The sequence below is a fragment of the Enterobacter cloacae complex sp. ECC445 genome, from assembly GCF_021892025.1.
GTDB lineage: Bacteria > Pseudomonadota > Gammaproteobacteria > Enterobacterales > Enterobacteriaceae > Enterobacter > Enterobacter chengduensis.
The window spans coordinates 30,720-56,817 of sequence record NZ_JAKLRZ010000003.1 but is presented as its reverse complement, the minus strand read 5'-3'; the positions used below and the strand labels follow the sequence as shown (position 1 = coordinate 56,817).

31 protein-coding genes are annotated in these 26,098 nt (G+C 57.8%); 14 read left to right on the top strand and 17 right to left on the bottom strand.

Annotation, left to right across the window (positions count from 1 at the left end):
• Positions 1–29 precede the first annotated feature (29 nt).
• On the bottom strand, positions 30–599 hold the full coding sequence (locus tag L6R44_RS03780; protein WP_032640377.1) for a hypothetical protein: 570 nt from the start codon (positions 597–599) through the stop codon (positions 30–32).
• Positions 600–694: 95 nt separating this feature from the next.
• On the bottom strand, positions 695–1,132 hold the full coding sequence (locus tag L6R44_RS03775; protein ID WP_032640375.1) for a VOC family protein: 438 nt from the start codon (positions 1,130–1,132) through the stop codon (positions 695–697).
• A 263-nt stretch (positions 1,133–1,395) separates the two neighbouring features.
• Between L6R44_RS03775 and L6R44_RS03770 the strand changes: the two genes are divergently transcribed.
• Positions 1,396–1,872 carry a WbuC family cupin fold metalloprotein gene (locus L6R44_RS03770; RefSeq protein ID WP_237423328.1) on the top strand — a complete coding sequence of 159 codons (477 nt, stop codon included), beginning with the start codon at positions 1,396–1,398 and terminating at the stop codon, positions 1,870–1,872.
• Here the strand turns inward: L6R44_RS03770 and L6R44_RS03765 are convergent.
• The 6 genes from L6R44_RS03765 to L6R44_RS03740 form a co-directional block, all read right to left on the bottom strand.
• Positions 1,862–2,467, bottom strand: coding sequence for an NAD(P)H-dependent oxidoreductase (locus tag L6R44_RS03765; RefSeq protein WP_237423327.1), 606 nt, complete (start codon positions 2,465–2,467; stop codon positions 1,862–1,864). The genes L6R44_RS03770 and L6R44_RS03765 overlap by 11 nt on opposite strands.
• A gap of 73 nt (positions 2,468–2,540) precedes the next feature.
• Positions 2,541–3,134 (bottom strand): TetR/AcrR family transcriptional regulator, encoded by a 594-nt coding sequence (locus L6R44_RS03760; RefSeq protein ID WP_237423326.1) that lies wholly within the window; start codon positions 3,132–3,134, stop codon positions 2,541–2,543.
• A gap of 34 nt (positions 3,135–3,168) precedes the next feature.
• On the bottom strand, positions 3,169–6,258 hold the full coding sequence (locus L6R44_RS03755; RefSeq protein WP_237423325.1) for an efflux RND transporter permease subunit: 3,090 nt from the start codon (positions 6,256–6,258) through the stop codon (positions 3,169–3,171).
• Positions 6,255–7,364 carry an efflux RND transporter periplasmic adaptor subunit gene (locus L6R44_RS03750; RefSeq protein WP_237423324.1) on the bottom strand — a complete coding sequence of 370 codons (1,110 nt, stop codon included), beginning with the start codon at positions 7,362–7,364 and terminating at the stop codon, positions 6,255–6,257. The genes L6R44_RS03755 and L6R44_RS03750 overlap by 4 nt, the downstream gene beginning before the upstream one ends.
• Before the next feature lie 74 nt (positions 7,365–7,438).
• On the bottom strand, positions 7,439–8,053 hold the full coding sequence (locus L6R44_RS03745; RefSeq protein WP_237423323.1) for a TetR/AcrR family transcriptional regulator: 615 nt from the start codon (positions 8,051–8,053) through the stop codon (positions 7,439–7,441).
• A 123-nt stretch (positions 8,054–8,176) separates the two neighbouring features.
• Complete coding sequence (locus tag L6R44_RS03740; RefSeq protein WP_237423322.1) at positions 8,177–9,088, bottom strand: LysR family transcriptional regulator; 912 nt, start codon at positions 9,086–9,088, stop codon at positions 8,177–8,179.
• Positions 9,089–9,187: 99 nt separating this feature from the next.
• On the opposite strand from L6R44_RS03740, the gene L6R44_RS03735 reads away from it, so the two are divergent.
• Together L6R44_RS03735 and L6R44_RS03730 are read left to right on the top strand one after the other, a co-directional pair.
• Entirely contained in the window at positions 9,188–10,285 is a 1,098-nt protein-coding gene (locus L6R44_RS03735; RefSeq protein WP_237423321.1) for an alkene reductase, read from the top strand.
• Positions 10,286–10,312: 27 nt separating this feature from the next.
• On the top strand, positions 10,313–10,852 hold the full coding sequence (locus L6R44_RS03730; RefSeq protein WP_237423548.1) for an ester cyclase: 540 nt from the start codon (positions 10,313–10,315) through the stop codon (positions 10,850–10,852).
• Positions 10,853–10,891: 39 nt separating this feature from the next.
• Here the strand turns inward: L6R44_RS03730 and L6R44_RS03725 are convergent, their stop codons facing one another.
• Positions 10,892–11,359 (bottom strand): nuclear transport factor 2 family protein, encoded by a 468-nt coding sequence (locus tag L6R44_RS03725; protein WP_032640358.1) that lies wholly within the window; start codon positions 11,357–11,359, stop codon positions 10,892–10,894.
• A 104-nt stretch (positions 11,360–11,463) separates the two neighbouring features.
• On the opposite strand from L6R44_RS03725, the gene L6R44_RS03720 reads away from it, so the two are divergent.
• A complete protein-coding gene (locus tag L6R44_RS03720; RefSeq protein WP_237423320.1) occupies positions 11,464–12,045 on the top strand; it encodes a TetR/AcrR family transcriptional regulator in 582 nt (193 codons plus the stop codon).
• Positions 12,046–12,136: 91 nt separating this feature from the next.
• Here the strand turns inward: L6R44_RS03720 and L6R44_RS03715 are convergent, their stop codons facing one another.
• Positions 12,137–12,907: a hypothetical protein gene (locus L6R44_RS03715; RefSeq protein WP_032640353.1), complete on the bottom strand. Its 771-nt coding sequence runs from the start codon at positions 12,905–12,907 to the stop codon at positions 12,137–12,139.
• A 1-nt stretch (position 12,908) separates the two neighbouring features.
• Positions 12,909–13,106, bottom strand: a complete 198-nt coding sequence (locus tag L6R44_RS03710; protein ID WP_032639280.1) for a hypothetical protein — start codon at positions 13,104–13,106, stop codon at positions 12,909–12,911.
• A 256-nt stretch (positions 13,107–13,362) separates the two neighbouring features.
• On the opposite strand from L6R44_RS03710, the gene L6R44_RS03705 reads away from it, so the two are divergent.
• From L6R44_RS03705 to L6R44_RS03670, 8 genes are read left to right on the top strand one after another with little or no spacing between them, the layout of a single operon-like run.
• Positions 13,363–13,797, top strand: a complete 435-nt coding sequence (locus L6R44_RS03705; protein WP_237423319.1) for a nuclear transport factor 2 family protein — start codon at positions 13,363–13,365, stop codon at positions 13,795–13,797.
• Positions 13,794–14,513, top strand: coding sequence for an SDR family NAD(P)-dependent oxidoreductase (locus tag L6R44_RS03700; RefSeq protein WP_237423318.1), 720 nt, complete (start codon positions 13,794–13,796; stop codon positions 14,511–14,513). The genes L6R44_RS03705 and L6R44_RS03700 overlap by 4 nt, the downstream gene beginning before the upstream one ends.
• Positions 14,510–15,769 (top strand): NAD(P)/FAD-dependent oxidoreductase, encoded by a 1,260-nt coding sequence (locus L6R44_RS03695; protein ID WP_237423317.1) that lies wholly within the window; start codon positions 14,510–14,512, stop codon positions 15,767–15,769. Before L6R44_RS03700 ends, L6R44_RS03695 begins: the two co-directional genes overlap by 4 nt.
• Position 15,770: 1 nt before the next feature.
• The gene (locus L6R44_RS03690; protein ID WP_237423316.1) at positions 15,771–16,493 is read left to right on the top strand and encodes a DUF1365 domain-containing protein; all 723 of its coding nucleotides are present in this window, start codon (positions 15,771–15,773) and stop codon (positions 16,491–16,493) included.
• On the top strand, positions 16,490–17,710 hold the full coding sequence (locus tag L6R44_RS03685) for an SAM-dependent methyltransferase (protein ID WP_237423315.1): 1,221 nt from the start codon (positions 16,490–16,492) through the stop codon (positions 17,708–17,710). Before L6R44_RS03690 ends, L6R44_RS03685 begins: the two co-directional genes overlap by 4 nt.
• Entirely contained in the window at positions 17,707–18,192 is a 486-nt protein-coding gene (locus tag L6R44_RS03680; protein WP_237423314.1) for a DUF2878 domain-containing protein, read from the top strand. Before L6R44_RS03685 ends, L6R44_RS03680 begins: the two co-directional genes overlap by 4 nt.
• The gene (locus tag L6R44_RS03675; RefSeq protein ID WP_237423313.1) at positions 18,189–18,713 is read left to right on the top strand and encodes a hypothetical protein; all 525 of its coding nucleotides are present in this window, start codon (positions 18,189–18,191) and stop codon (positions 18,711–18,713) included. The genes L6R44_RS03680 and L6R44_RS03675 overlap by 4 nt, the downstream gene beginning before the upstream one ends.
• Complete coding sequence (locus tag L6R44_RS03670; RefSeq protein WP_237423312.1) at positions 18,710–19,234, top strand: DUF3833 domain-containing protein; 525 nt, start codon at positions 18,710–18,712, stop codon at positions 19,232–19,234. Before L6R44_RS03675 ends, L6R44_RS03670 begins: the two co-directional genes overlap by 4 nt.
• A 424-nt stretch (positions 19,235–19,658) precedes the next feature.
• On the opposite strand, the gene L6R44_RS03665 is transcribed toward L6R44_RS03670, so the two are convergent.
• The gene (locus tag L6R44_RS03665; protein ID WP_237423311.1) at positions 19,659–20,117 is read right to left on the bottom strand and encodes a DMT family transporter; all 459 of its coding nucleotides are present in this window, start codon (positions 20,115–20,117) and stop codon (positions 19,659–19,661) included.
• A gap of 3 nt (positions 20,118–20,120) precedes the next feature.
• A complete protein-coding gene (locus L6R44_RS03660) occupies positions 20,121–20,555 on the bottom strand; it encodes a DMT family transporter (RefSeq protein WP_032640335.1) in 435 nt (144 codons plus the stop codon).
• Positions 20,556–20,654: 99 nt separating this feature from the next.
• On the opposite strand from L6R44_RS03660, the gene L6R44_RS03655 reads away from it, so the two are divergent.
• Positions 20,655–21,587: a LysR family transcriptional regulator gene (locus L6R44_RS03655; protein ID WP_237423310.1), complete on the top strand. Its 933-nt coding sequence runs from the start codon at positions 20,655–20,657 to the stop codon at positions 21,585–21,587.
• A gap of 4 nt (positions 21,588–21,591) precedes the next feature.
• On the opposite strand, the gene L6R44_RS03650 is transcribed toward L6R44_RS03655, so the two are convergent.
• Positions 21,592–22,620 carry a methionine synthase gene (locus L6R44_RS03650; protein ID WP_041910105.1) on the bottom strand — a complete coding sequence of 343 codons (1,029 nt, stop codon included), beginning with the start codon at positions 22,618–22,620 and terminating at the stop codon, positions 21,592–21,594.
• Between the two features lie 23 nt (positions 22,621–22,643).
• Positions 22,644–23,618 (bottom strand): DUF1852 domain-containing protein, encoded by a 975-nt coding sequence (locus L6R44_RS03645; RefSeq protein ID WP_237423309.1) that lies wholly within the window; start codon positions 23,616–23,618, stop codon positions 22,644–22,646.
• A 353-nt stretch (positions 23,619–23,971) separates the two neighbouring features.
• Here L6R44_RS03645 and L6R44_RS03640 point away from each other — a divergent pair, with 353 nt between their 5' ends.
• On the top strand, positions 23,972–24,511 hold the full coding sequence (locus tag L6R44_RS03640) for a DUF2058 domain-containing protein (protein WP_237423308.1): 540 nt from the start codon (positions 23,972–23,974) through the stop codon (positions 24,509–24,511).
• Between the two features lie 7 nt (positions 24,512–24,518).
• Here L6R44_RS03640 and L6R44_RS03635 read toward each other — a convergent pair whose 3' ends face one another.
• Positions 24,519–25,205, bottom strand: coding sequence for an RluA family pseudouridine synthase (locus tag L6R44_RS03635; protein WP_237423307.1), 687 nt, complete (start codon positions 25,203–25,205; stop codon positions 24,519–24,521).
• Positions 25,206–25,294: 89 nt separating this feature from the next.
• Positions 25,295–25,900: an FMN-dependent NADH-azoreductase gene (gene azoR, locus L6R44_RS03630; protein WP_008502313.1), complete on the bottom strand. Its 606-nt coding sequence runs from the start codon at positions 25,898–25,900 to the stop codon at positions 25,295–25,297.
• Between the last annotated feature and the right edge of the window lie 198 nt (positions 25,901–26,098).

The following is a 26,098-nucleotide window of genomic DNA, read 5'->3' as shown; positions in this document are numbered from 1 at the left end:
TTACGCCACAAAACGGCGCTTACCTGACCTTAAATACAGGGCCCGGTGGCGCATCCGTACATCATGTACAGTGGGAATAACGGTACTAATGGGATCAGGGCGACGGTTCCCAGGGTACTCAGCGTTTGAGTCTTATCATTGATTGATACCACCACGGGCTGTTCTAACCTATAAGGCGCGGCCATTTCTGAGGCATCCGATGAAGACCAAAACCCCGCAGCCTTAAACAACACACCGAGGCGATCGTTATCAATCTGCAACGCCTGATACTCGTTGACCAGTTCGGTATGCTGCCGGGGATCCAGTTTGCGTTTATCAATCACAACCAGGTACTCCGCCGTGACTTCATGTTGTTCCACAACAAAATTAACCCGCACGCCGGAAGCCTGTTGATGAAAACGTTCATAAAATGTCTTATAACGCTGATACTCCTGAGGCACGCCGCTGCGGAAAAAACGGTAGCTGTGTTTAGCTGAGCTGGCAATAATGCCGGATTCAATAGGCTTAACGGCGATAATTGTTTCAGTAGGCGGCAAGTTTGGCGCACTTGTACACCCCGCAAGGATAATCATCCCCAGCAGCGCTAAATATTTCCTCATTTCTGTCATTCCTTGTTAACTCTTTGGGCTCTGACATCAGAACAATTGTTTAAAACGGGGCTTATCGGTGTTGAATCCTCGGTATCAAACCCGCGCTAGCCCCGAAGCCACGGCGTATTCGTTAATCCCGTCAGCAGCCCCTCCGGGCTGAGCAGGCGGGTGACGGTTTGCCCCCACGGTTCCGTACGGTTTGCCACCAGCAACCGATAGCCTTTTTCGCTCAGAATGCGGGTGGCCGAGCCCAGATCCTGAACCTCGTACTCAACCCATCCCTGCGGTATCGGGTGCTCTGCGGGCCAGCGTGCTTCTCCGAAGCAGGACATTGCCGCCTGCTCGAGAGGCCAGGCGGCGAAGTGCTTCACGCCTTTCAGCTGGCCCTCTTCAGCGAGCAGATAGTCGCTATTCCCCTCCATCGGCTTGAGCGGAAGGCCGAGTGTCTGGATATAAAACGCGGTGCTGGACGCTGTATCCCGCGAAACGGGGCCGAAGCCGGCGACAAACAAGACATCAATTCCCGGTAGCGTCTGCGACATATCCCCTCCTGTATAACGTGAAATTACCCTGAATCTATCTTACGACCCGCTGAAATACGACTCTCAATTCTGGTATCTTTCGCCCGGCGGTGTACATTTGCATGGGCGCTAAATTTATGCGGCGAGATAATCTTCACTACGAGAAATAAAACATCGAGTGACGTAGCCGCGCCATACAGGATTAGCTCATTGACCGTCCAGAATGGTATAACGTCCTGCGGCAATCGGGTTGCCGCCAGCTGACCTCATTCATAAAGGTGTATATGAAACAAATTACGTTCAGTGACCTGCAGCAGCAAAGCGAGCAGGCCGCACATTCTCCTCGCTTACGCGCGCATCGCAATTTACATCCTGAGCTGAGCGACCCGGTGCAGCGCCTGGCCATCGCGATGGAGCCCGGCACCTACGTTCGTCCCCATCGCCACCCGCACACGTTTGAACTGCTGACCGCGCTGAGCGGCCGCTTTCTGGTGCTGAATTTTGATGAGAGCGGTACCGTGACCCGGCGCGTGGTGCTGGGCGAAGCGTGCAAGGTGCTGGAGATGGACGCAGGCACCTGGCATGCCGTGCTGTCGCTGGATAAAGGCGGCGTCATTTTTGAAGTGAAGCACGGCGGCTACCAGCCCGTGCCCGAGCAGGACACCGCCCCGTGGTCACCGGCTGAAAACGCGCCCGGCACCGCGGAGCTGATGCAATGGTACGCCCGGGCGCAAGTGGGGGACGGCGGTTTTACCCTGTAATTGTGCTCTCAAGCCCCTGCAGGAAATCCTCAACCAGGGCAGACGTCGCCGTGTCTGCCTGGTAAAGGATATCGAGCTTAACGTTCTTCAACCCGCAGAAGCCAAATACCCCTTCAATAATCTGCGTCTGAATCGCCGTCGAATAGCCGTGTTTGTCGAACCCGGTAAGATCGCTACCGCCAGTGGCAATCAGGCGGACGGGAACGTCGCGCAAATTGCCCACAATCCGGCCGTCGTCGGCCACCCTGTACGCCCAGTTCAGGGTTAATACGCGATCGAACCAGCCTTTCAGCAGCGCGGGTACCGACCACCAGTAAATGGGGAAGACAAACACCAGCATATCCGCCCGCTCGACGCGCTGCTGCTCGCGCAGAATATCGTCGGGAAGGGCGCTCGGATCGCCGTGATACAAATCAAGATCGGCGCGAGACATGGCCGGATTAAACCCTTCGGCATGCAGATCGGCCATCTCCACCTGCGTACCCTGTTCACGCAGCTTCCCGGCAATGTGGGCGGCCATCGAATGGGACAACGAATTGTCGACAGGGTGAGCCGTCACGATCAGTGCGTTATTAATGGCATGTATAGCAGACATAGCGACCTCGAATGGGGATGAATTGACTCCTATGTTACTATTGGTAACTTAGGTGTCAATCCGCCCCCGACGATCATTTTGTGCTATTTACGTAGGTCTCCAGCACGCCGGTCATGGCGCCGCTGAGCGTATCTTCCGCCACGTTACGGGCGAGCACGCCGTTACCCGCGGCGGTGCTGAGCGCGTCCGCCGCGCCAATGATGGCCGTCAGCACCGCTTCTCCCTGTACGCCTTTCAGCACGACGAAGGGAGAAAGCGCGGTGCGGAGGCAGTCGGCACATTCGGCCACGCATGCCTCACGAAACGTCTGCAGCGCGCGGGAGCCGGACAGCGCCGCCGCAATGGGCCCGGTTTCCGGCCCGGCGGTAATGACGCAGTCGATATAGGCGGCGCTGAAAAAGCGAATCGTCTTCTCCAGCGTTTTGCCGTCGACCGCCAGCGTCTCGCGGAATTTCGCCAGCTGCCGATCGCTATAGTCCTGGTACAGCGCCATCAGTAATCCTTCACGATCGCCGAAGTGATCGTAGGGGATAGGCTTGGTCACGTTGGCCCGCTCGGCGAGATAGCCAAGCGTCAGCGCCTCGGTGCCTTGCTGGCGAACGATTCCGCGCGCCACCTCCAGCAGCTGCACGCGGCGGTCCTCTTTTCTTAAGCGCTTAACAACCATGCTTTCCTCGGTTCTGTTATTTACTGATAGTAGTTTACACGTTTTCTGCAGGAAGCTGCACGCGCTGTTCCGCAGGGCGGATCCGGAACCAGATGGCATACATCGCGGGCAGGAAGACGAGCGTGACGATCGTCCCGCCCAGCGTTCCGCCGATCAGCGTGTAGGCCAGCGTGCCCCAGAATACCGAATGCGTTAGCGGAATGAACGCCAGCACCGCGGCCATGGCGGTCAGTAACACCGGGCGGGCGCGCTGGACCGTCGCTTCCACTACCGCATGGAACGGGTCGAGACCGTCCTTCTGGTTATGATCGATTTGGCCGATCAGGATCAGCGTGTTGCGCATGAGAATGCCGGAAAGGGCAATCAAGCCAACCAGCGCGTTGATGCCAAACGGCTGATTGAAAATCAACAGCACGGGCACCACGCCTATCAGCCCCAAAGGCGCGGTTAAGAACACCATGACCATCGCCGAGAGTGAGCGCACCTGCAGAATGATGATCAGCAGCGTCAGGGCAACCATGATCGGGAACAGCGGCAGCATTGCCTGCGTGGCCTTGCCCGATTCCTCAATCGAACCCGCCATGTCGATACGGTACCCGGCCGGGAGCGTATCAACTATCGGCTGAAGCTGCTTCATGATGGCGACCGACACGTCCGGTGGCTGAAGATTGTCGGCGATATCGCCCCGCACGGTAATGGTCGGGGTGCGATCGCGGCGGCGCAGGATCGGATCTTCCATACCGATTTCAATCTTGCCAATTTGCGACAGCGGTACGCGCTGTCCCGCACTGCCGACCAGGGTAAAGCCTTCGATTTTGGCCGGGTCAAGACGGATATCACCCGCCGCGCGCGCCATCACCTCCACCGAGCGAATATCTTCCCGCACGGCGGTGACGGGCACGCCTGACAGCAGGAACTGAAGCTGCTGGGCAACGGCGCTGGAGGTTAAGCCGGTCGCCTGCAGGCGGTTTTGATCGAGGGTGAAATGCAGGACGGGAACGCGTGACCCCCAGTCGGTGTTGACGGTTCGCATCATCGGACTTGCCTGGAGTACGGCTTTCACCTTGTCAGCGATGTCGTGCACCTGTTCGACATCCGGCCCCGTCACGCGCCAGGCAACCGGGAAGGGCGAGTAAGGGCCAAACACCAGCTGCGTCACCCGCACGCGCGCTTCGGGCGCAAGGCCGTTGGCAACGGCGTCTCTCAGCCGGCGCTTGAGCGCCTCGCGCGACGTCTCGCCGTCCGTCAGGATCACGATTTTCGCAAAAGACGGGTCGGGCAGCTCGGGCGCCATCGCCAGATAAAAGCGGGGCGAACCCTGACCAACATAGGCCGTGACGATTTTGGCTTCAGGCTGCTGGCCCAGCCACGCTTCTATTTTTGCCGTGGCGGCGCTGGTTTGCTCAATCGAGGTGCCGTAGGGCATCTGTACCTCAACGAGCACTTCCGGGCGATCGGAGGTTGGGAAGAACTGTTTTTTGACCAGCCCCATGCCGAGCACGGCCAGAATGAAAATGGCGACAACCGCCCCGGCCACCCGCCATTTTTTGGCGATCACGCGGCCAAGCAGCTGGCGAAAGCGGTTATAGCGAGGCGTGTTGTAGATGGCGGCATGACCGCCTTCTACCTTGGGGATCGCGGGCAGGATGTTTACCCCAAGATACGGCGTGAACACCACCGCGACAAACCATGAGGCAATCAGGGCGAGACCGACAATCCAGAACATGTTGCTGGTGTATTCCCCGGCGGTCGACTGGGCAAAACCATTCGGCATAAAGCCAATGGCCGTCACCAGCGTCCCGGCCAGCATCGGCGCGGCGGTATGGCTCCAGGCGAAGGCCGAGGCTTTGATTCTGTCGTAACCTTCCTCCATTTTAACCACCATCATTTCGATGGCGATGATGGCATCGTCAACCAGCAGGCCGAGGGCGAGGATCAGGGAGCCTAGCGTCACGCGGTCGAAGTTGATTCCCGCGGCTTCCATCACCACGAAGACGACCGCCAGCGTCAGCGGTACCGCCGCCGCGACGACCACCCCCACGCGCCAGCCCATGCTGAGAAAACAAACCACCATGACCACCAGCAGGGCGACGAAGAATTTGACCATAAATTCATCGACCGACGAACGGATGTTCACGGACTGGTCGGTGACTTTGGTCAGGGTCATGCCAAGCGGCAGGCTATCATTAATTTTTGCCGCTTCCGCATCCAGCGCTTTCCCCAGCGCCAGGCCGTTCCAGCCTTCGCGCATCACGATGCCCAGCAGAAGGGCGGGTTCATGCTGGTTGCGTATCAGCATTGTCGGAGGATCTTCGTAGCCGCGCTCCACCGTTGCCACATCGGACAGCCTGACCGTTTTGCCCTGCGCGACAAAAGGCGTATCGCGGATTTTCTGCAGTTCATCGAACGCGCCGTCCATGCGGATAAAAATCTGCGCGCCACGCGTCTCAATGGAGCCCGCCGCGGTTAACGCGTTCTGGCTGTTGAGGGCGTTGAAAATATCCTGCGGCGAGAGTCCTATCGTCGCCAGGCGGTCATGGGAGAATGAGATATAAATCCGCTCGGCCTGTTCGCCGATAATGTTCACTTTCTTCACGCCGGAGACGTGCAGAAGCTGCTGGCGCAGGCCTTCGGCGTCACGTACCAGCTGCCGCTGCGGTTCGCCTTTCGCTTTCAGGGCAAAGAGGGCAAAGGTGACATCCGAGAATTCGTCATTGATCATCGGGCCGATGACGCCCGCCGGAAGGCGTTGAGATTCATCGCCAAGCTTCTTACGCGCCTGATAGAACTCCTCCTGCACCTCTTCAGGCGGGGTCTTGTCCTGCAGTGACAGCGTGATAAACGCCATGCCGGGACGGGTATAGGTTTCGGTACGGTCATACCATTTAAGTTCCTGCAGGCGCTTTTCCAGCGGTTCGGCGACCTGATCCTGGATCTCCTGCGCGGTCGCACCCGGCCAGACGGCTATCACCGTCATCTGCTTCACCGTGAAGGGCGGGTCTTCCGCGCGGCCAAGCCCGAAGAAGGCGTAGATTCCGGCGAGGGTAACCAGAACGATCAGAAACAGCGTGATGGAACGTTCGCGAACGGCCAGCGCCGACAGGTTGAAGCGGCTTCCGCTCATGGCGTGTTCTCCGCCAGGGCGGCATTGCGTTGTTCTGCAAGCCTGACGACTTCACCTTCGTGCAGCAGATGTGCGCCTAACGCCACAATCTTCTCCCCGGGCTTCACGCCGCCCGTGACCTGCACCGCGTCTTCCCCCACGCTCAGCACCGTGACGGGCGTCCATGCGACCTTCGCCGGGCGGGCGGAAATGCGCCAGACGCCGGGACCTTTTCCGGCATCATAAAGAGACGCCAGCGGGACCTGCATGATCTCGCCTTCCGCCTTATTGTCCTGAATATTCAGCGTGACGGTCGCCCCCAGCGGCGCGTTCGCCAGCAGGCCATCCAGCACGTAGCGGGCCTCATAGGTGCGTGTCGTGGCATCGGCCGAGTCAGAGAGCAGGCGCAGCGTTGCGGTAACCGGGTGTTTTTCATTGCCATAAAGCGTGGCCTGCGCTTCGCTGCCGACGGCAGGGCGCAGCGTTTCCGGAAGCTGCACGAGCGCTTCGCGCTGTCCCGCTCGGGCGAGCCTGATGACCACCTGCCCGGCGCTGACGACCTGACCCGGCTCGACGAGCGTCTCCATCACCACGCCGTCTGAATCCGCCAGCAGTACGGCATAGCCCGTGGCGTTTTGCGCCACGCTGGCCTGCGCCCTTGCGGCGCTGAGATCGGCCCTGGCCGTATCGGCCGCGGCTTTGATCTGGTCATACTCCGAGGCGGACACGGCGCCGGACGCCACAAGGCCGCGATAGCGCGCCTCATCGCTGGACGCTTTTCTCGCCCGGGCCTGGGCCGCATCCACCGCGCGCTGCTGCGCCTGCGCCTGCAGTTTCAGGTCAACGGGATCCAGGCGCAGCAAGGGCTGACCCTGTTTGACGGTCTGCCCCGTCTCGACCAGTCGTTCAAGGATTTTACCCTGAACTCTGAAACCTAAATCGCTTTGCGTTCTGGCAACCACCACGCCCGTGAAGGCGCGGGCGGACGTGGTCGCCAGCTCGACGGAGGCGGAGCGGACGAGCGGTGGCTTTGTGCGCGGATCGACACTCGCGGAAATGTCGCCGCACGCCGCCAGGGCGAACGGCAGGAGACAAACGGCAACGCGGGCTGAAGTGAGCCTGAGCATGGGAAACCTTTTTGACGTAACAGGACGGTATCCGCATTCTCTGACTGGTGACCAAAAATGTCAATGGTCACAAATCAGGGGGCCAGGCTTCTTAAAATCAGTGAAGAGAGCAGCACCGCCGCAGCAGGGGCCATCTCGAGGTTGTACTGCAGCTGGTTGGGATTGATAAAAGGACACATCACCATGTGGATAGCCTGAGTGATCTCGTCCAGCGGGGTTTTTCGTTCAAACTCTCCGGCCTGCCTGCCTTCAATAATGATGCTCTCAATCAGCTTCAGCAGGCTTTCCGCATAGCGCTCCGTCGACGGCCATTGCTCGCGTGCGGCGACGGCGGCAATGTCGTACAGCTTACGGTCGTGGAAAAACAGCTCGCTTCCCGCCTCGGTAAGCGCTTTGAAAAGACGGCGTAATTTTTCGCTTGCTGTCGGCGCACCCTCGATGGCGGACAGCACTGCAGACATAATTAACTCCAGGCGGTTAGCGCAGATCACCTCGCCGATGGCCTGTTTGGAATCGAAGAACTTATAGATGTAGGACTTTGAAAAACCGATGGATTTAGCCAGCTCGGCAACGGTGGTTTTTTCATAGCCGTAGTGACCGAAGTGCTCAAAAGCCGCTTCGACGATCTGCTCTCTGACAGAATGGTCAAGTGGACCACGTATTGATGGTGCGTTCATAGTTTTAGTCATTATGTAAGCTTAGCGTGACGGGTGGCGACGAGTGACCATTTCGTACTTTGGTTATTTGTTTTATCCAGTGTCGTGAAGATGGAACAATCGGCCAGGTGGAGTAAGTGTATCACTGTTTTTCCGTTAATGTTTTTTAAGCCAGTCGAGAAAAAACTGGCTAAATGCCGTGACCTGGAGCGGCTGCAGCTTGCGCTGCGGATATACAAACTGCAGACCGACATCTTTGCGATCGTAGCGGCTAAAGCCGGTAAAGCTGTCGGCAAACAGCACCGTCAGCCTTCCGGCCTCAACGTCGTCTTTGACGTCCCACCACGATTTGCCCGCGATGCCAGCCCCGCCGAGCGCCCACTGACGAAGCAATGCCCCGTCGTCGCACGCCATGGCGGGTTCGACGCGAATAACGCTTTCCTCTCCCTCATGTTCAAAACGCCATTCATTCATCACTACCCCCTGCGATTCCAGCGCCAGGCAGCGGTGCCGGGCTAAATCGGCAAACGTGGCGGGGACGCCGTGCTCGTTAAGATACGCCCCGGAGGCGACCAGCACCCGATGGTTCGGGCGGATGTTCCGAACGACAAGGCTGCTGTCCGGCAGGTTGCCAAAGCGCACGCTCATATCCAGCCGGTTAGCGACCAGATCCTCCACGTGTTCTCTTAGCGAGATGAAAAATTTAACCTCAGGATGGCGGCGGGAAAATTCGACGACGGCGGGGCTGAGATACTGTCTGCCAAAGTCCGAGGGCGCAGAGAGGCGAATATTGCCGCTGAGCACGCCCTCTTTTTGCGTCAGCAGCGACTCGGCGTGATGCACCTCTTCCAGCACGCGCAGCGCGGCGTGGTAAAACTCTTCCCCGGCGCGGGTCAGGGTGAGGGACCGCGTTGAGCGGTGAAACAGGCGCGTCTGGTAACGCTCTTCAATCGCCTTTAGCCTGGCCGTCATGGTGGCAGGGGAAAGCGACAGGCGTCGTCCGGCGGCGGAAAGACCTCCGGCCTCGGCCACTTCGACCAGTAATGCCATGTCTTCGAGTTTACCCATTATTCATTTTTTCCGAAAAGTGCATCTGCTTTTAGCGTAATTATCAAAAACGGACGCCGACTGTAAAGTGATTTCATCCAAACCATAAGGGATGTAAACATGAAACCTGCTTCACTCTTTGAACGCTACAGGCTGGGTTCGCTGGACCTGAAAAATCGTATCGTCATGGCGCCGATGACCCGCGCGCGCTCCCTTCAGCCGGGCAACATTCCCTCCGCGCTGATGGCGGAGTATTACCGGCAGCGGGCCAGCGCGGGGTTAATCATCACCGAAGCCATGCAGATCTCGCCTCAGGGGCAGGGGTACTCCTGGACGCCCGGCATCCATTCGCCGGAGCAGGTTTCAGGATGGCAGCTCACCACAGGCGTCGTGCATCAGGCGGGCGGCGTCATTTTTTCTCAACTCTGGCACGTGGGGCGAATGTCGCACGCCAGCTTTCATCAGGACGGTCTGCCCGTCGCTCCGTCAGCGCTGGCTCCGGACGCGCAGGTGTGGGTGGTGAATGAACAGGGGGAAGGCCAGATGGTTGACTGCCCGCAGCCGAGAACGCTCTCGCGCAAGGATATCCACAGCATCATCGCAGACTATCGCCAGGCGGCACTCAATGCCGTTCAGGCCGGGTTTGACGGCGTGGAGGTTCACGGCGGAAACGGCTATCTGATCGACCAGTTTCTGCGTCAAACCTCCAACAAACGCACGGACGAGTACGGCGGCACGCTGGCTAACCGGATCCGCTTTGCGCAGGAAGTGTTAAGCGCGATTGCCGAGGCGATTGGCCACGAACGTACCGGCATCCGTCTTTCGCCGTTTATTACCCAGCGCGGGATGAACGACCCGCAGGTCTCTGAGGCCATACTCGCGCTTGCGGCCTGGTGCGAACAAAAGGGGATGGCGTTTATCCACCTTGCGGAAGCCGACTGGGACGACGCGCCGCAGATTCCTGAGCATTTCCGTCAATCGCTACGCGAGACGTTTAGCGGAACCCTTATCGTCGCGGGGAACTATAACCTTGAAAAAGCGGAAGAGATCCTTGCTGCCGGCTATGCCGATTTAATTGCCTTCGGACGGCCGTTTATTGCCAACCCGGATTTACCCCACCGGCTGGCGCACCAGCTGCCGCTGGCCCAGGTGCGCGACCCCGCCACGCTGTTTGGCGGCAATGCCACGGGGTATACCGATTATCCCACCCTGCCGTGATCCTGATAAATGATTGAGAGAAAAATGATGAACTCTTCGACCTATTTTCGTTTTGCCTTAACGCCGCTTATTTTTATTGGTCTGTCGGCAACCGCTTATTCGGCGCAGGCGGCGTGGGTGAAACCGCAGCAGCTTATTGTCGATAAGACTCTGCCGCAGGCGCAATTAAAGGCGAATGAAGCCGTTGCCAGAGAGTATGCCTCGTTCTGGAATACGGGCAATGAAGCCCTGGCGCGTGATGCCCTGGCGGTAAATTTCGTGGATAAAACGCCTCCGGAAGGTCGTAAGCAAGGACCCGAAGGCGCTATTTTAGCCTCTCGGGCGTTTCGTGCCGCCGTGCCGGATTTACGCTGCGACGTTGAGCAGATGATTATTTCAGGCAATCGCGTGGTCTCCCATTTACATTTTCACGGCACCTTCACAGGAACATTTGGCAAGCTGAAAGGAAAGGGGCAGAAAATAGACTTTATCGCCACGGATATCTATGAAGTTAATGACGGTAAAATTGTGGCGAACTGGCATATTGAGGATAACCTGACGCTGATGAAACAACTCGGCGCGCTGTAAACTCATCACTCCGGGGCGCCCCGGAGCGATGCGAAAATCCTATAACCCCAGGTCGCTCAGCGAAGGGTGATCGTCCGGGCGTCTGCCCAGCGGCCAGTGGAACAGGCGCTCGGATTCTTTTATCGGCATATCGTTTACGCAGGCAAAACGACGCTTCATCAACCCGTCCGGTTCGAACTCCCAGTTTTCATTGCCGTAAGAGCGGAACCAGTTGCCGGAATCATCATGCCATTCATAGGCATAGCGCACCGCGATCCGGTTATCCGTAAATGCCCAGAGCTCCTTAATCAGGCGATAGTCCAGCTCTTTTTTCCATTTTCGCTCCAGGAAGCCCTGCGCCTGCTCACGGTTGGTGGCGAATTCTGCGCGGTTACGCCACTGGGTATCCAGCGTATAGGCCAGCGCAACTTTCGCCGGGTCGCGACTGTTCCAGCCATCTTCTGCCAGCCTGACTTTTTCGATGGCGCTTTCACGGGTGAAGGGCGGTAAAGGAGGACGTGTATTCATGGCGATAACCTCAGTGTGATTTAATGTAGACAGATCTGTCTACTTGCTGTAATCTATGCCTGAAAAATAACGCTGTCAACACTCTTTTTGAGGCCGTCGAAAAAATGAAAACAGAACCCGCAAGCAACGAAACAAAAATCAGCGTCAGGGATAAGATATTACGTACCGCTCACGATCTGTTTTATTCCACGGGATTCAGGGCGACGGGGGTGGATACGCTGATTAAAGAGGCGAAAGTAACGAAGGTGACGTTTTATCGCCATTTTCCGAGCAAGAGTTTACTTATTCTCGCCTATTTACACTATCGGCATGAAATATGGATGAGCTGGTTTGAATCCACGCTGCGTCGACATCTTGATGAAGGCGAAATACCTGCTGATGCGATTTCTGCAACGCTTTACGAATGGTTTGTTTCACCCGAGTTTCACGGCTGTGCGTTTATTAACGCCAGCGCAGAGGCCAAATCCGAAGATATTGAAAGCGAAATAAAAGAGATATGCCGCGATCATAAATCCGACACCAGGAAAATCATTGCGCTGCTGATGGGCATAGCTGATGAGCAGATCGTTAATCAAATCATGTTGTTGGTTGACGGCGCCATTATCCATGCACAAATGGGCATGGATACAGATGCAGTAATAAGCCCATTAAAAACGGGTATCAGATTGCTGACAACGTACAAATAATGAGTTTTCCCCATCGACGCTGCGCCTGCACGGGCCTACAAACGGCTCAGAATCTTAGGCCGGGTAAGCGCAGCGCCACCCGGCTTTAGTATCAACGATCCTTCACGTCCCGCTGTGCCAGAGACAGCGCGCTGGCGCTGGCGGGATCGAACAGTGAAATGCTCTCAATCTGATTGAGCAAAATCACCTTGCGGAACGACATGGCGCTGCGGGGTTCGGAGTCGAGCGTGATGTCATGCTCCGCATACCACCTGCTGTAATTATTCTCGATGCGCATATTCATCGTCTTCGCGTCTCTGTACCCGCTCAACATCGGGATCAGCACGATATTGGCCGTTTTTTCATATTCCAGCGTCGCGGTGTGGATCATGCCGACGTAAATTCGCCTCGACCGGAGCGTCACCTGCGCCAGCTCGCCTTGCTCCATGCACTGGTACAGCAGTTGTTCAATTCCGCTCGACTGGGCAAGACGCTTGTAGAGCTTTTTCCGGCTTTCGCCGTCCAGCCTCGCGCTGCCCGCCCAGTTAGAGCGGTACAGGCAAAACAGAATGGCAAACGCCAGCATCACGACCACCGGCGCCTGAATGCCTAAAAAACTCCAGTTCATAAAGTCGATTTGCCAGTCGGTGTATTTCGGTGAGGCAAAGTGAAAGGCGTTATTGGCGGCGGAAAGGACAAGCAGAAGCAGCCAGAGCAGCCCCGTAGCAATCACGCCCTGCAGAACGAAGATACAGCCGTACAGCGCCACAAGGAAATAAACGTCCCAGCCAAAGGAGCGTTTGATTTTAAAGCGGGTCGACAGATCGCGACTGGTGTACCAGTACCCGCACACCATCAGCACCATAAATATCGCCGTTCCCATATCAGGCCCTCTTCAGCGTGTTTACGTGACGCAGAAAATCCTGCCGCACCTCGTTGCTTTTGTAGTTCACCGAGGCGTTCCCGTCCTGGTCGATAATGATGCGATCGCCATCTTCAACGGCTTCAATAATTTCCTGCTGGCTCATTACCTGGAGCAGGGACTCGGGGCTGGAGAAAAGGGAGAAAAAGAAACGTTTCACGAGGGCATCCTTATGAATAAAAAGGATAAGCCTGGAAGAAGACCGGCGAGTTTGCCTTAAGGATATCCTGAAAGTTAAAGCCGGGTGGCGGCTGCGCCTTACCCGGCCTACAAAACCCACTCTTTTGCACGACTTTAAATTATTGATATATATTAAAAATAAAAAATAGGCCATCACAAACTTGGACAAATAACGTTAATTGTGTAAGTTTTAATTATGCGATTACGCCACGTTGTATACAGCCAGGATGTGACCCATGAGCACGTTGCCCTCTGTCGTGAATCGGTTTGTTGATTACTACGCCGCGCTGGATAGCCAGCCGCCGTCCGCGCTGGTTGGACTTTATGATGCGAACGCCACGCTTATCGATCCGTTCGGCGAGCATGACGGGATTTTCGCGCTTCAGCGCTATTTCACCCATTTACTGGCCAACGTCGAGCATTGCCGTTTTACCATCGATGACCCACTGTGCGGCGAAAACCGGTTTGCCGTCACCTGGGTGATGCACTGGTCGCACCCGCGCATTGCCGGGGGAGAGCCGCTCGAACTGCCGGGCTGTTCGGTCGTTGAGACCAAAAACGACCTCATCACGCGCCAGCGCGACTACTACGATGCGGGTGAGATGATCTACGAACATCTTCCCCTGCTTGGCTGGGCGGTTCGCGGCGTGAAGCGGAGGGTCAAATCATGAAGACGGTACTGATTACCGGCGCAAGCTCGGGTATCGGTGCCGGGCTGGCGAAATCCTTCTCCGCTGACGGCTACCATGTGATTGCCTGCGGGCGCGATCCGGCGCGTCTGGAAGCACTGCATAAAACCTGTCCCAACCTCACCGTTCGCCTGTTCGATATGACAGACAGGGACGCCTGTCGCCAGGCGCTGACCGGCAGCTACGCCGATCTGATTATTCTCTGCGCCGGTACCTGCGAATATCTCGACGGGGGCGTGGTGGATGCGGCGCTGGTGGAGCGGGTAATGGCGACAAATTTCCTCGGCCCGGTGAACTGTCTTGAGGCGCTACAGCCGCAGCTGGTCGCGGGAAACCGCGTGGTGCTGGTGAGCTCCATGGCCCACTGGCTGCCTTTTCCTCGGGCAGAGGCCTACGGCGCGTCCAAAGCGGCGCTGAGCTGGTTTGCCGAGAGCCTGCGCCTGGACTGGGAGCCAAAAGGGATTGCCGTCACGGTCGTCTCTCCGGGCTTTGTTGATACGCCGCTGACGCAAAAAAACGATTTTGCCATGCCTGGCAGGGTGAGCGTTGACGCGGCGGTCAGGGCGATCCGTACCGGGCTGGCGGCAGGGGAAATGCACATCGCGTTTCCCACCGGGTTTGGCTTCATTTTGCGGCTGCTCTCCGGGCTGCCCGCGTCTCTTCAGCGCGCGCTGCTGCGCAGGATGGTGCGTTCATGAACATTGCGATTATCGGCAGCGGCATTGCCGGGCTCACCTGCGCCTGGCGGCTGGCCGGGCACCATCAGGTTACCCTGTTCGAGGCGGGATCCACGCCGGGCGGCCATACCGCAACGGTGGACGTATCGACGCCGCAGGGTAACTATGCGATCGACACCGGGTTTATCGTCTACAATGACCGCACCTATCCGCGCTTTATGGGCCTGCTCAGCGAGCTGGGCATCAGCGGGCAAAAAACGCAGATGAGCTTTTCGGTGCACAATCCGGCGACGGGGCTTGAGTACAACGGCCACACGCTGACGTCGCTGTTTGCCCAGCGCCGAAACCTGGTGAATCCGGCATTCTGGCGGCTGCTCGGCGAGATCGTCCGCTTCAATCGCCTGGCAAAACGGGCGCTGGAGGGTGAGGTCGACCCTAACGCCACGCTGGAGACGTTTTTGCAACAGCACGGCTTCACGCCGTTTTTTGCGCGCCACTACATTCTGCCGATGGGGGCCGCCATCTGGTCGTCGTCGCTGCAGGAGATGAAGCGTTTCCCGCTGCCGCTCTTTTTACGTTTCTTCCAGAACCACGGCCTGCTGGATATTACCCAGCGCCCGCAGTGGTACGTGGTGCCGGGGGGCTCGCGGGAGTATATCCGCGCCATGCTCGACAAGCTGGGGGACCGGCTTACGCTGCGCCTCAACGCGCCGGTGCAGCGTGTGGCCCGCCACGAGCACGGCGTGACGCTTCAGCTTGAAAATTGCAGCCATACCTTCGATCGGGTGATTTTTGCCTGCCACTCCGCCCAGGCCCTGGCGATGCTTGATGACCCGACGCCCGCAGAGCGCGAGGTGCTTGGCGATATCGGCTGGCAGCGCAACGAGGTGGTGTTACACAGCGATCCGCGCTGGCTGCCGGTGCGCCAGCGCGCGTGGGCCAGCTGGAACTACCGTCTGGGCGCTCGGGAGCAGGCCAGCGCCTGCGTGACTTACAACATGAACATTCTGCAGGGGCTGCCTGAGGGGAGCCCGCTGTTCTGCGTCACCCTGAATCCGGACGCACCGGTGGATGAACGCTTCGTTCTGCAGCGCTTTGTCTATGAACACCCGCTGTTTAATCCGCAAAGCTGGCGGGCGCAGGCCCGGCGCGGCGAGATCAACGGACATCGGCGGAGCTGGTACTGCGGAGCGTACTGGTACAACGGTTTCCATGAAGACGGCGTGCGCAGCGCGCTGGACGTGGTGAATGCCATCGCCGCCGGAGAGGGGAACTGAGATGAACAGCTGCCTCTATCACGGCGTACTGCGCCACCGCCGCCTCCAGCCGAAAAACCACGAATTCAGCTACAGCGTCTTTATGGCCTGGCTGGATCTCGACGAGCTGCCGCTGCTGCCGTCCGTCGGGGTGCGGCGCAATCGCTTTGCCGCCGCCTCGTTCCATAACGCGGACTATCCGCTCGGCGCGCCGCTCAAGGAGAACGTGCTGAGCAGGCTGGAGAGCCTGACCGGCGAGCGTACGGACGGGCGGGTCATGCTTCTGACGCAGCTGCGCTATTTCGGCTTTCACTTCAATCCGGTCAACTTTTACTACTGCTACGACGGGAAGGGAACGCTGCGCTGGGTGCTGGCGGAGGTGCGTAACACGCCGTGGAACGAACGCCATTACTATGCCGTCAACGGACAGGATGCGCAGCCCACGGAAAAAGCGTTTCACGTTTCCCCCTTTAACCCGATGGACATGATGTATCACTGGCGCTTTAACGCCCCCGATAACACGCTGCATATGCATATTGAAAACCATCAGGACGAGAAGGTCTTTGACGCCACGCTGGCGCTGCGTCGGGAGCCGTTGACGCGCCCGGCGCTACGCTCGCTGCTGCTGCGTATTCCTCTTATGACCCTGAAAACCGTTTTTGCCATCTACTGGCAGGCGCTGCGGCTCTGGCTCAAGCGCGTGCCGCTGTATAACCATCCCGTCAGCAGGAGTGAACGCTCATGACCGATCCCGTCTTTGCGCTAGAACCCGATATCCCGCGCAACGTCCGCATCGCGCGATGGCTGCTGTTTCGTCTGTTAAGCGGCATTCGCGGCGGCTCGCTCACCCTGCGTGAAGGCGCGCAGACCTTTCATTTTGGTGAGACATCCTCCAGGCTGCACGCCGACGTGCAGATCCTTACGCCCGGCGTCTACTGGCGCGTCTTAACGGGCGGGAGCCTTGCTGCGGCAGAAGCCTGGATGGACGGGGAATGGGAAACCGCGCAGCTCACGCCGCTTCTGGAGCTGCTGGCCCTGAACAGCGAGGTGCTTGGCCGTCTGGAAAAAGGCTTTCGCCTGCTCGGCCGACCGCTGGAACGTTTACGCCACTGGACGCGGCGTAACTCCCGCGCCCAGGCGCGCGAAAATATTGCCGCCCATTACGATCTGGGCAACACCTTTTATTCCCACTTTCTGGATGAAGAGCTGCTTTACTCCAGCGCGCTGTTTACCGCCGATGAGCAGGATCTCACGGCGGCTCAGCAGGCCAAAATGGCGCGTCTGTGCGACCAGCTGGCGCTAGGCCCGGCTGACCATCTGCTGGAAATCGGCACCGGCTGGGGGGCGATGGCGGAATTTGCCGCCCGTCACTACGGCTGTCGGGTGACCACCACCACGCTGTCGCAGGAACAATATAACTGGGCGACCGAGCGGATCGCCCGCGCCGGGCTGCAGGACCGGGTTGAGGTGCTGCTCTGCGACTATCGTGACCTCACCGGCCAGTACGACAAGCTGGTCTCTATAGAGATGATTGAAGCAGTGGGGCAACGCTATTTGCCCACGTTCTTCCGCACCTGCCAGGCGCGGCTGCGCCCCGGGGGGCGGATGGCGATTCAGGCCATTACCATTCAGGACCAGCGCTATCGCGACTACAGCAAAAGCGTCGATTTCATCCAGCGCTACATTTTTCCCGGCGGCTTCCTGCCGAGCATTACGGCGATGAACGAGCTGATGACGCGCCACACCGATTTCGTGGTGCGCAACCTCTTCGACATGGGGCCAGACTATGCCCGCACGCTGGCACACTGGCGGCAGCGCTTCGTCCACGCCTGGCAGGAGATTGAAAAGCTCGGCTTCGATGACCGGTTCCGCCGGATGTGGCTGTACTACTTTGGCTACTGCGAAGCCGGGTTCAACGCTCGCACCATCAGCGTGGTGCAGCTGACCGCCGAGCGCGTATGAGACATTATCTTCAGGTCTTCCTGCTGGCCGTCGCGTTCGATCTTTACTGGGCGCTGGTGGTTATCTTTCGCGAAAAGGGCCTGATTATCTGGTTCGCGCTGGCGATCCTGGCGTGCCTGCTTTTGCCGTCAACGTACCGTTTTTACGCTCTCGGGCTTGCGGCGGCGGGCAGCCTGCTTGACGCGCTCTGGGCCTTGACCGGGCTGATTGCCTTCACGGGCGAGTCCGTAATGCCGCTATGGATGGTGGCGCTGTGGCTGATGTTCGCCACGGTCTGGACGCAGCTGACGCGGACCACCACGTTACCCGGCTGGCTGCTGACCCTGCTGGCCGCCGTGGGCGGGCCGGTGGCCTACCTGTTTGGCGAGAGGCTGGGGGGCATCACGTTTCTGGAGCCCACCTTTATCGTCGTCAGCTGGATGGCACCGGGCTGGCTGGTGCTAATGCTGTTTTTCCACCTGCTAATGGGGAGACAAAAATGAGAGCTGCGGTTCTGCTGTTTTGGCTGGCGCTGGTGGTTCCCGTTGCGCAGTCCGCCGACTGGCTGGCCTGGCGGAAGGTGGGCGACGCCACGCTCACCTGGGGACCGTTCACCGTCTATACCTCTCAGCTGCTCACGCCGGATGGCCGTTACAGCGGGGAGAATCAGGATCAGGCGCTGATTATTACCTACGCGCGCGACATCGATCGGGGCGAGCTGGTTGAGGCGACCCGCGACCAGTGGCAGGCGCAGGGCATCCTGGCGCAGGAACCGCAAAGTGAAGCCTGGCTGCGGATGCTTGAGTCGCTGTGGCCGGATGTGCGACCGGGCTCGCAGCTGGCGTTTGTTCTCAATAATAAGCAGGGGCAGTTCTGGTATCGCGAGCCGGCGACCCAAAAAACCTTTATCCCACTCGGACCGCGCCAGTCAGAGGCGTTCAGCACCCGCTTTCTGGCCATCTGGCTCGATCCCCGCACGCAATATCCTGAACTGCGTCAGCAGTTAATCGGAGGCCAAAAATGAAACGTATTCTGATGATGGCGCTGGCATTGACGATGCTGCTGGCGGGCTGTAGCACCGAGGTGGCCGAGTATAAAGAGCAGCAGCCTCGGCTTGATATCTTCCACTATTTTCAGGGCAAAACCGAAGCGTGGGGCATGGTGCAGGATCGCAGCGGTAAACAGCTCCGCCGCTTTCACGTGGAGATTGCCGGGGATGTTATCGGCGATAAGCTGACGCTGAATGAGCACTTTGTCTACGACGATGGCGAGAAGCAGCAGCGGGTCTGGCACATCCGTCGGCTGGGGAACGATCGCTACGAAGGAACTGCGGGGGATATCGAGGGAGTTGCCACGGGGCAGGCCGCAGGCAACGCCTTTAACTGGCATTACAGCATGAACGTTAAGGCCAACGGCAGCACCTGGCTGCTGAAGTTCGACGACTGGATGTACCTGCAGGATGAGACGCATCTGTTTAATAAGACCGAGCTGAAGAAGCTGGGCGTCACCGTCGCGACGGTGACGTTGTTTTTCACCAAGGGATAAGGGATCCCCACTCAATTTGTAACCAGAAGCGATTCGGATTTTTTAAATGACATGATTATTTTGCAGCGATGACCTGGTCCGGCTGTAAATCGCTGAGGCGTTTCCTGCAGGCCGGGGCGAGGCGCAGGGATGCGCCGAGAGGGCGGGCTTTACAGGGATGTTACCTCCGCCCGTCCCCGATAAGCCGGAAGGAATAAGCCGAAGGGACCGCGAAGCGGCGATTTACCGCCGGGAGCCCGGGTCGCCAGGGTGGTGGCGATTGAGCCACCCTGGCACGTTCACAGGTCATGTCGTTACAGAGTAGCAAGGAACATAAAGTGAACGGAATGACCACTACAGCCGTATGTTCCCCCTCACCCTAACCCTCTCCCCAAAGGGGCGAGGGAACTGTTTCGTGTCTACACTGTGTCCGCAAGGTGTGATGTCATGCCCCGGCAGAACGGGTTTTACTACCCGAGTAAATAAAGACAAGCGCAATCCCCAGGCAGACCACCGCCCCCAGACGGCTCGGCGAAAAGGGAATGGCCGCATTACCCAGCCAGCCAAAGTTATCAATCAGCATGCTCATGGTGAGCTGGCCGAAGATCACCGCCACCGTGGCGACGGCGGTCCCGATGCGCTGTATGGCAAGCACCATAATCACGATATAGGGCACGCCAAACATCGCCCCGAGGAGCTGCCATTTCGGCACGTCCAGCAGCGTGGCCGCCTGCTTAGGTTCAAAGAAGAAAATGAGCAGGGCGGTCACCAGCGCGCCGACGGAAAAGGTCAGAAACGCGCTTTTAAACACGCCCACGCTGTTGCCGAGCTGGCCGTTAATGGCGGCCTGAATGCTCAGCGTCGCGCCGCCGCAGACGGCCAGAAGAATCATAATCAATGTCATACGTTACCCCTGCGCGACCAGAACCAGTGCCGCAATGATGAATCCCAGCGCAATAATGCGCTTCCCGTTGATCTTCCTGTGCGGCGTACCCAGCAGGCCGTAGTGGTCAATGATCAGGCTTTTAAAGACCTGGCCTGCCAGAATGCCAATCATGGTCATGGCGATGCCGATGGCGGGAGTCGCCACGGTCAGGATGACCACGTATACCGGACCGAGCACCCCGCCGAGCAGCTGCCAGCCCGGCTGGGCGAAAAACGACGGGCTGTTGCGCGGGCTGAAAAACAGCATCAGCAGAAACGTCAGCGCGGCGCCGACGCCAAAAATGCTGAAGGTCGCCCATAAGTCCCCAACTTTTCCTCCCAGCGGCCCCAGCAGTCCCGCCTCGACGGAGAGGCCCATCCCGCCTGCAACCACCAGTAAAATCAAAATAATTTGCATAACACATGCTCTCTTGTTGTTCAGGCGACGAAGAATACGGCGTATCAACAGTGAGAAAAATGCCATAATGCAGGAAACACCTCTGCAGGAAATGCATTAATGATCGATGCCGGAAATATCAGTATTCGCGCGCTGCTGATCTTCATCGCGGTCTATGAATCGCAGAATTTCTCCGTGGTTGCGCGGCGGGAAGGGATATCCGCGTCGCAGGTATCACGAGTGATCCACCAGCTTGAGGACGCGATTGGCCAGCAGCTTTTTTATCGCAATACGCGAGCCGTGATCCCGACGGAAAGCGGCCATCTTTTTATCCGCTATGCCCGAACGATGGCGGGAAGTCTTGAGGAGGCGCGCCGGGAGCTGGATGAGCGATCTATCGAGCCAACCGGCCTGATTCGCATTAACTGCCCGGTATTTTTTGGGCAGCGTCACGTTGCCCCTGGCCTGGCGGGGCTTTCGGCGCGTTTCCCCCGGCTTAACCTTGATTTGACGCTCACCGATGATTTTATCGATCCCCACCGGGATGCCGCCGACGTACTGTTCCGCATCGGCACGCTGACGGACTCCTCGTTTCACGCGCGGGTGCTTGGGCGGCAGTTTTATCATCTGGCGGCGTCGCCGTCCTATCTGCAACAGCACGGCGCGCCGGACAGGCCGGAGGACCTGACGCATCATCGCTGCCTTGTCTATCGCGGATCGTCCGGGCCTAACCGCTGGCTGATTCGCCGGACAAATGAGGCGTGGGTTCACTACCCCGTTGCGCCGCTGATGACGTCCAACAATGCTGAAACACTGCTGGTTGCCGCGCTGGGCGGAATGGGGATCGTGCTGTTTCCCGACTGGCTGGTAAGTGAAAGGCTAAAAAGCGGCGAACTGGTGTCGCTCCTGCCGGAGCATGAATGCGGGATCAACACGGAGCCGCAGACCATCGCGGCGATCTACCCGAATGCGCGTCATCCGCCCCTGAACGTCAGGGCGGTGATTGATTACTACGTCGAGCGCTTTGGTACGCCGCCGTACTGGCAAACGTAAGAAATTACGCCCCGAGCTCTTTGCGAATAATCTCGGCCCCGGCGCTAAGCGCTTTCAGCTTGCCGTTCGCGACCTGACGTGAAAGCGGAGCCATGCCGCAGTTGGTTGAAGGGTAAAGCTTATCCGCATCCACAAACTGCAGCGCTTTTCGCAGCGTATCGGCCACTTCCTCCGGCGTTTCAACCGTGTTGGTTGCTACGTCAATCGCGCCAACCATCACTTTCTTGCCGCGGATCAGCTCCAGCAGGTCCATCGGCACGCGTGAGTTGTGGCACTCCAGGGAGATGATGTCGATGTTAGAGGTCTGCAGCTTAGGGAAGGCCTCTTCGTACTGGCGCCACTCGGATCCGAGCGTCTTTTTCCAGTCAGTATTGGCCTTGATGCCGTAGCCGTAGCAGATGTGGACCGCGGTCTCGCACTTCAGCCCTTCAATGGCGCGCTCCAGCGCGGCGATGCCCCAGTCGTTGACCTCGTCAAAAAAGACGTTAAAGGCCGGTTCATCAAACTGGATAATATCGACGCCTGCGGCCTCTAGCTCACGCGCTTCCTGGTTGAGAATTTTGGCAAACTCCCAGGCCAGCTTTTCGCGGCTTTTGTAGTGCGCGTCGTAAAGGGTGTCGATCATGGTCATCGGCCCCGGAAGAGCCCACTTGATGGGCTTGTCCGTCAGCTGGCGCAGGTATTTTGCATCGTCGACGAAGACCGGCTTCTGGCGCGCGACGGCGGAGACCACGGTCGGCACGCTGGCGTCATAGCGGTTACGAATGCGCACGGTCTGGCGGTTCTCAAAATCCACGCCGCTCAGGTGTTCAATAAAGGTGGTCACGAAGTGCTGGCGGGTCTGCTCGCCGTCGCTGACGATATCGATTCCCGCACGGATCTGCTCGTCCAGAGACAGGCGCAGGGCATCCTGTTTACCCGCCAGCAGTTCCTGATCCTGTAATTTCCACGGGGACCACAGCGTTTCAGGTTGCGCAAGCCAGGTCGGCTTAGGCAGGCTGCCAGCCGTTGAAGTCGGGAGCAATGTTTTCATAATAAAAGACCTTTTTTGATGTATTAAAGCGTGTAGTTATCAGACCACTGCTCAAGAATGTGTTGGTAAGGCTTAATGAAATACGCTTCGGTAAATCGACCCTGCTCAATCGCCAGCCGGCTTCGCTCTTCCCGGTCATACACAATTTTGGTTAAGGAGTGATCCTGCTGGTTTAGATCCGGTCGGTAGTTCAGTCCCGCCGCCGAGTTGGCGTTATAAATTTCCGGGCGATAGATTTTCTGGAACGTCTCCATCGTGCTGATGGTGGCAATCAGTTCCAGATCGGTGTAGTCGCTCAGCAAGTCTCCGGTAAAGAAGAACGCGAACGGCGCCACGCTGTTTTCCGGCATGAAATAGCGCACCTTCAGGCCCATCTTCGCGAAGTACAGTTCCGTTAATGACTCGCCGTCCGGCTGATACTCGATGCCCAGCACAGGGTGCCGATTGCCGGTGCGGCGATAGGTATCCTTGCTGGAGACGCTCAGGCAAATCACCGGGCCTTTTCTGAAGTTCTCTTTGTATTCCGGTGAATTGACAAAATGGCGGAAAATATTGCCGTGCAGTTCGCCAAACTTTTCCGGAATGCTGAAGTGCGGCTGGTTCTTGTTGTGCTCCAGCAGCAGGACGCTGAAATCATAGTCCCGCACGTAAGACGAGAAGTTATTCCCGACGATGCCGGGGATACGCTGGCTGTTTTTTTTGTCGACGATGTACGTCTGCAATACCTCAATGGCCGGGAACGGCTTTTCCGTACCAATGTTTAAATCGACAGAGATGATCTCAAGCTCAACCGCGTAGCGATCGGCGTTGGGGTTATCCCAGCTTGCTAAGGCGTTGAAGCGGTTGTTGATCATCGCCAGCGTGTTGCGCAGGTTTTCCTGCCGTTTCTCGCCGCGCGCCAGGTTGGCAAAGTTGGTGGTGGTACGCGTATTTTCTGACGGGTTGTAATTCTCATCGAAGCAACTGCGCTTTAGGGTATAGGTGAAAGTATTGCTCATTGTGGTTATGCATCCTAAGTTCATGTTGCTAAGAAGTTACCAATGCATAATTTATGCCTGAGCCCGCGGCGCAGGGGAAGTGACTTAATTTCAATGCAACATGAGCGAAGTTCATGAAGCGTGATACTCGCGTGTCGCTGCCTTCTTGCCGGGTGGCGCTGCGCTTACCCGACCTACGGTTCAGCGTTGTTTGTAGGCCCGTGCAAGCGCAGCGCCGCCGGGCGAAGCTCGCACTGTGTCTGCAATATGTGCTTTGCCGTCGCCGTTAACCAGCTGTAGAGGATTGGCATTTTTTTATTTCTGTTCAATTCCCGCTATAATCCCCAAAATTTCCAACCGGTTTAGAAACGATCATGACAAAACTCACCTTACAAGAGCAGATGCTGAAAGCGGGCCTCGTCAGCAGCAAGAAAGCGGCGAAAGTGCAGCGCACGGCAAAGAAATCACGCGTTCAGGCGCGTGAGGCTCGGGAAGCGGTAGAAGAGAACAAGAAGGCGCAGATCGAGCGTGACAGGCTGCTGAGCGAGCAGCAGAAGCAGGCCGTGCTGGCGAAAGAGTTTAAGGCACAGGTGAAGCAGCTGATTAAGATGAACCGCATCACCGTGGCGAAAGGCAACATCACCTTTAACTTCACCGACGGCAATCTGATCAAAAAAATCGACGTCGACAAGCAAACTCAGGCTCAGCTGATCAACGGTCGTCTGGCGATTGCGCGCCTGGTGCTGAATGCCAACGGCGACTGCGAATACGCGATTATTCCGGCGGTGGTGGCGGATAAAATTGCCCAGCGCGATGCCGACAGCATCGTGTTAAACAGCGCGCTCAGCCAGGAAGAGCAGGACGAAGACGATCCGTACGCGGACTTCAAAATCCCTGACGATTTGATGTGGTAAACCGTATTCAGAACGGGGCGGCGTGGCGGGCATTCACCGCCTCGCCGCTTACGGGATGAATAAAATTCAACGTGCTGGCATGCAGCATCAGACGGGGCGCTCCCTCAGCCCCGGGCGCGTCAAGACCGCCATACAGATCGCAGCCCAGAATAGGGTGCCCCAGCTGCTGGCAGTGAATGCGCAGCTGATGGGTTCGCCCGGTCTCCGGCGTCAGTTCCACCCGCGTTAACGGCAGTCCCGTCTCATGATAAAACCGCTCCACCACCCGATAGCGAGAGCGGGCGGGTTTACCGTTGATGGCGCAGATCGACATCAGCGGGAACAGCGCCGGGTCTTTGGCTATGGGCGCGTCTATGACTCCCTCATCGTTTTCCAGATGCCCGCAAAGCAGGGCGCTGTAGCCTTTCTCCACGCTGCGCTGGCTGAACTGCTGGCAGAGCGCGGCGTTGATGGCCTTATTGCGCGCAACCACCATCAAACCGGACGTGCCGAAATCGAGACGATGCACCAGCGTGCAGCCCGGGAAGGTCTGGACCAGACGATAGTGGACGGAGTCGAGGTTTTGCGGATTTTTACCCGAAAGGCTAAGCAGGCCGGAAGGCTTATCGATCAGCAGCAGATGTTCATCCTGCCAGAGGATCTGAATGTCGTCGTGACACGGTGGGGCAATAAAAGAATCAATAATCGCAGACATCAGGCCGCCCGGCTGGAGAATGGGAGCGGATGATAACGAAATGCGGAGAAAAGAAAAACCCTCCCACCGGGCGGTGAGAGGGGGAAATCTTAGGCAGCAACCAGGCTGTCGATCGCGGCTTTCGCGTCGGTCTGCGCTTTGGTCGCCACTTCAGGACCGTAAGCGATGCCTTCCGCGAACACGAAGTTCACGTCAGTGATGCCGATGAAGCCAAGGAACAGGCTCAGGTACGGCGCAACCAGGTCGGTTGGGGTGTCTTTATGGATACCGCCGCGGCTGGTCAGCACGATCGCACGCTTGCCTTTCACCAGGCCTTCAGGGCCGTTCTCGGTGTAGCGGAAGGTTACGCCCGCGCGCGCCACCAGGTCGAAGTAGTTCTTCAGCTGGGTAGGGATGTTGAAGTTGTACATCGGGGCGTTGATCACGATAACGTCGTGCGCCTGCAGCTCAGCAATCAGCTCGTCGGACAGGGCCAGGGCTTCCTGCTGACGCGGGCTCAGCGGCGCATCGCTTGGACGCAGCGCGCCAACCAGTTCACCGTCCAGCACAGGAATTGGGTTCGCCGCCAGGTCACGCACGGTGATTTCGTCAGCGGAATGCTGTTCACGCCACTGCTCAACGAAATAATCAGACAGCTGACCAGACTGAGAGTACCCTGCCAGAATACTGGATTTCAAAACTAATACTTTGCTCATGGGTGATTCCTGTTTTGCATTTGATTGAAGGGGGTTGCCCCGTTGCTTGTTGACACTCTATTCACAATCCTGCCACAGAGATAGCGCAATATATCGAAGCCTATGTTCGAATTTTTTGAATAAGGCGCGGAAAGCGTCAATGTGGTACTCTATAGCAATCATTAAAAAGAGATTTTACCCGGCAGAGCACTGCCCATT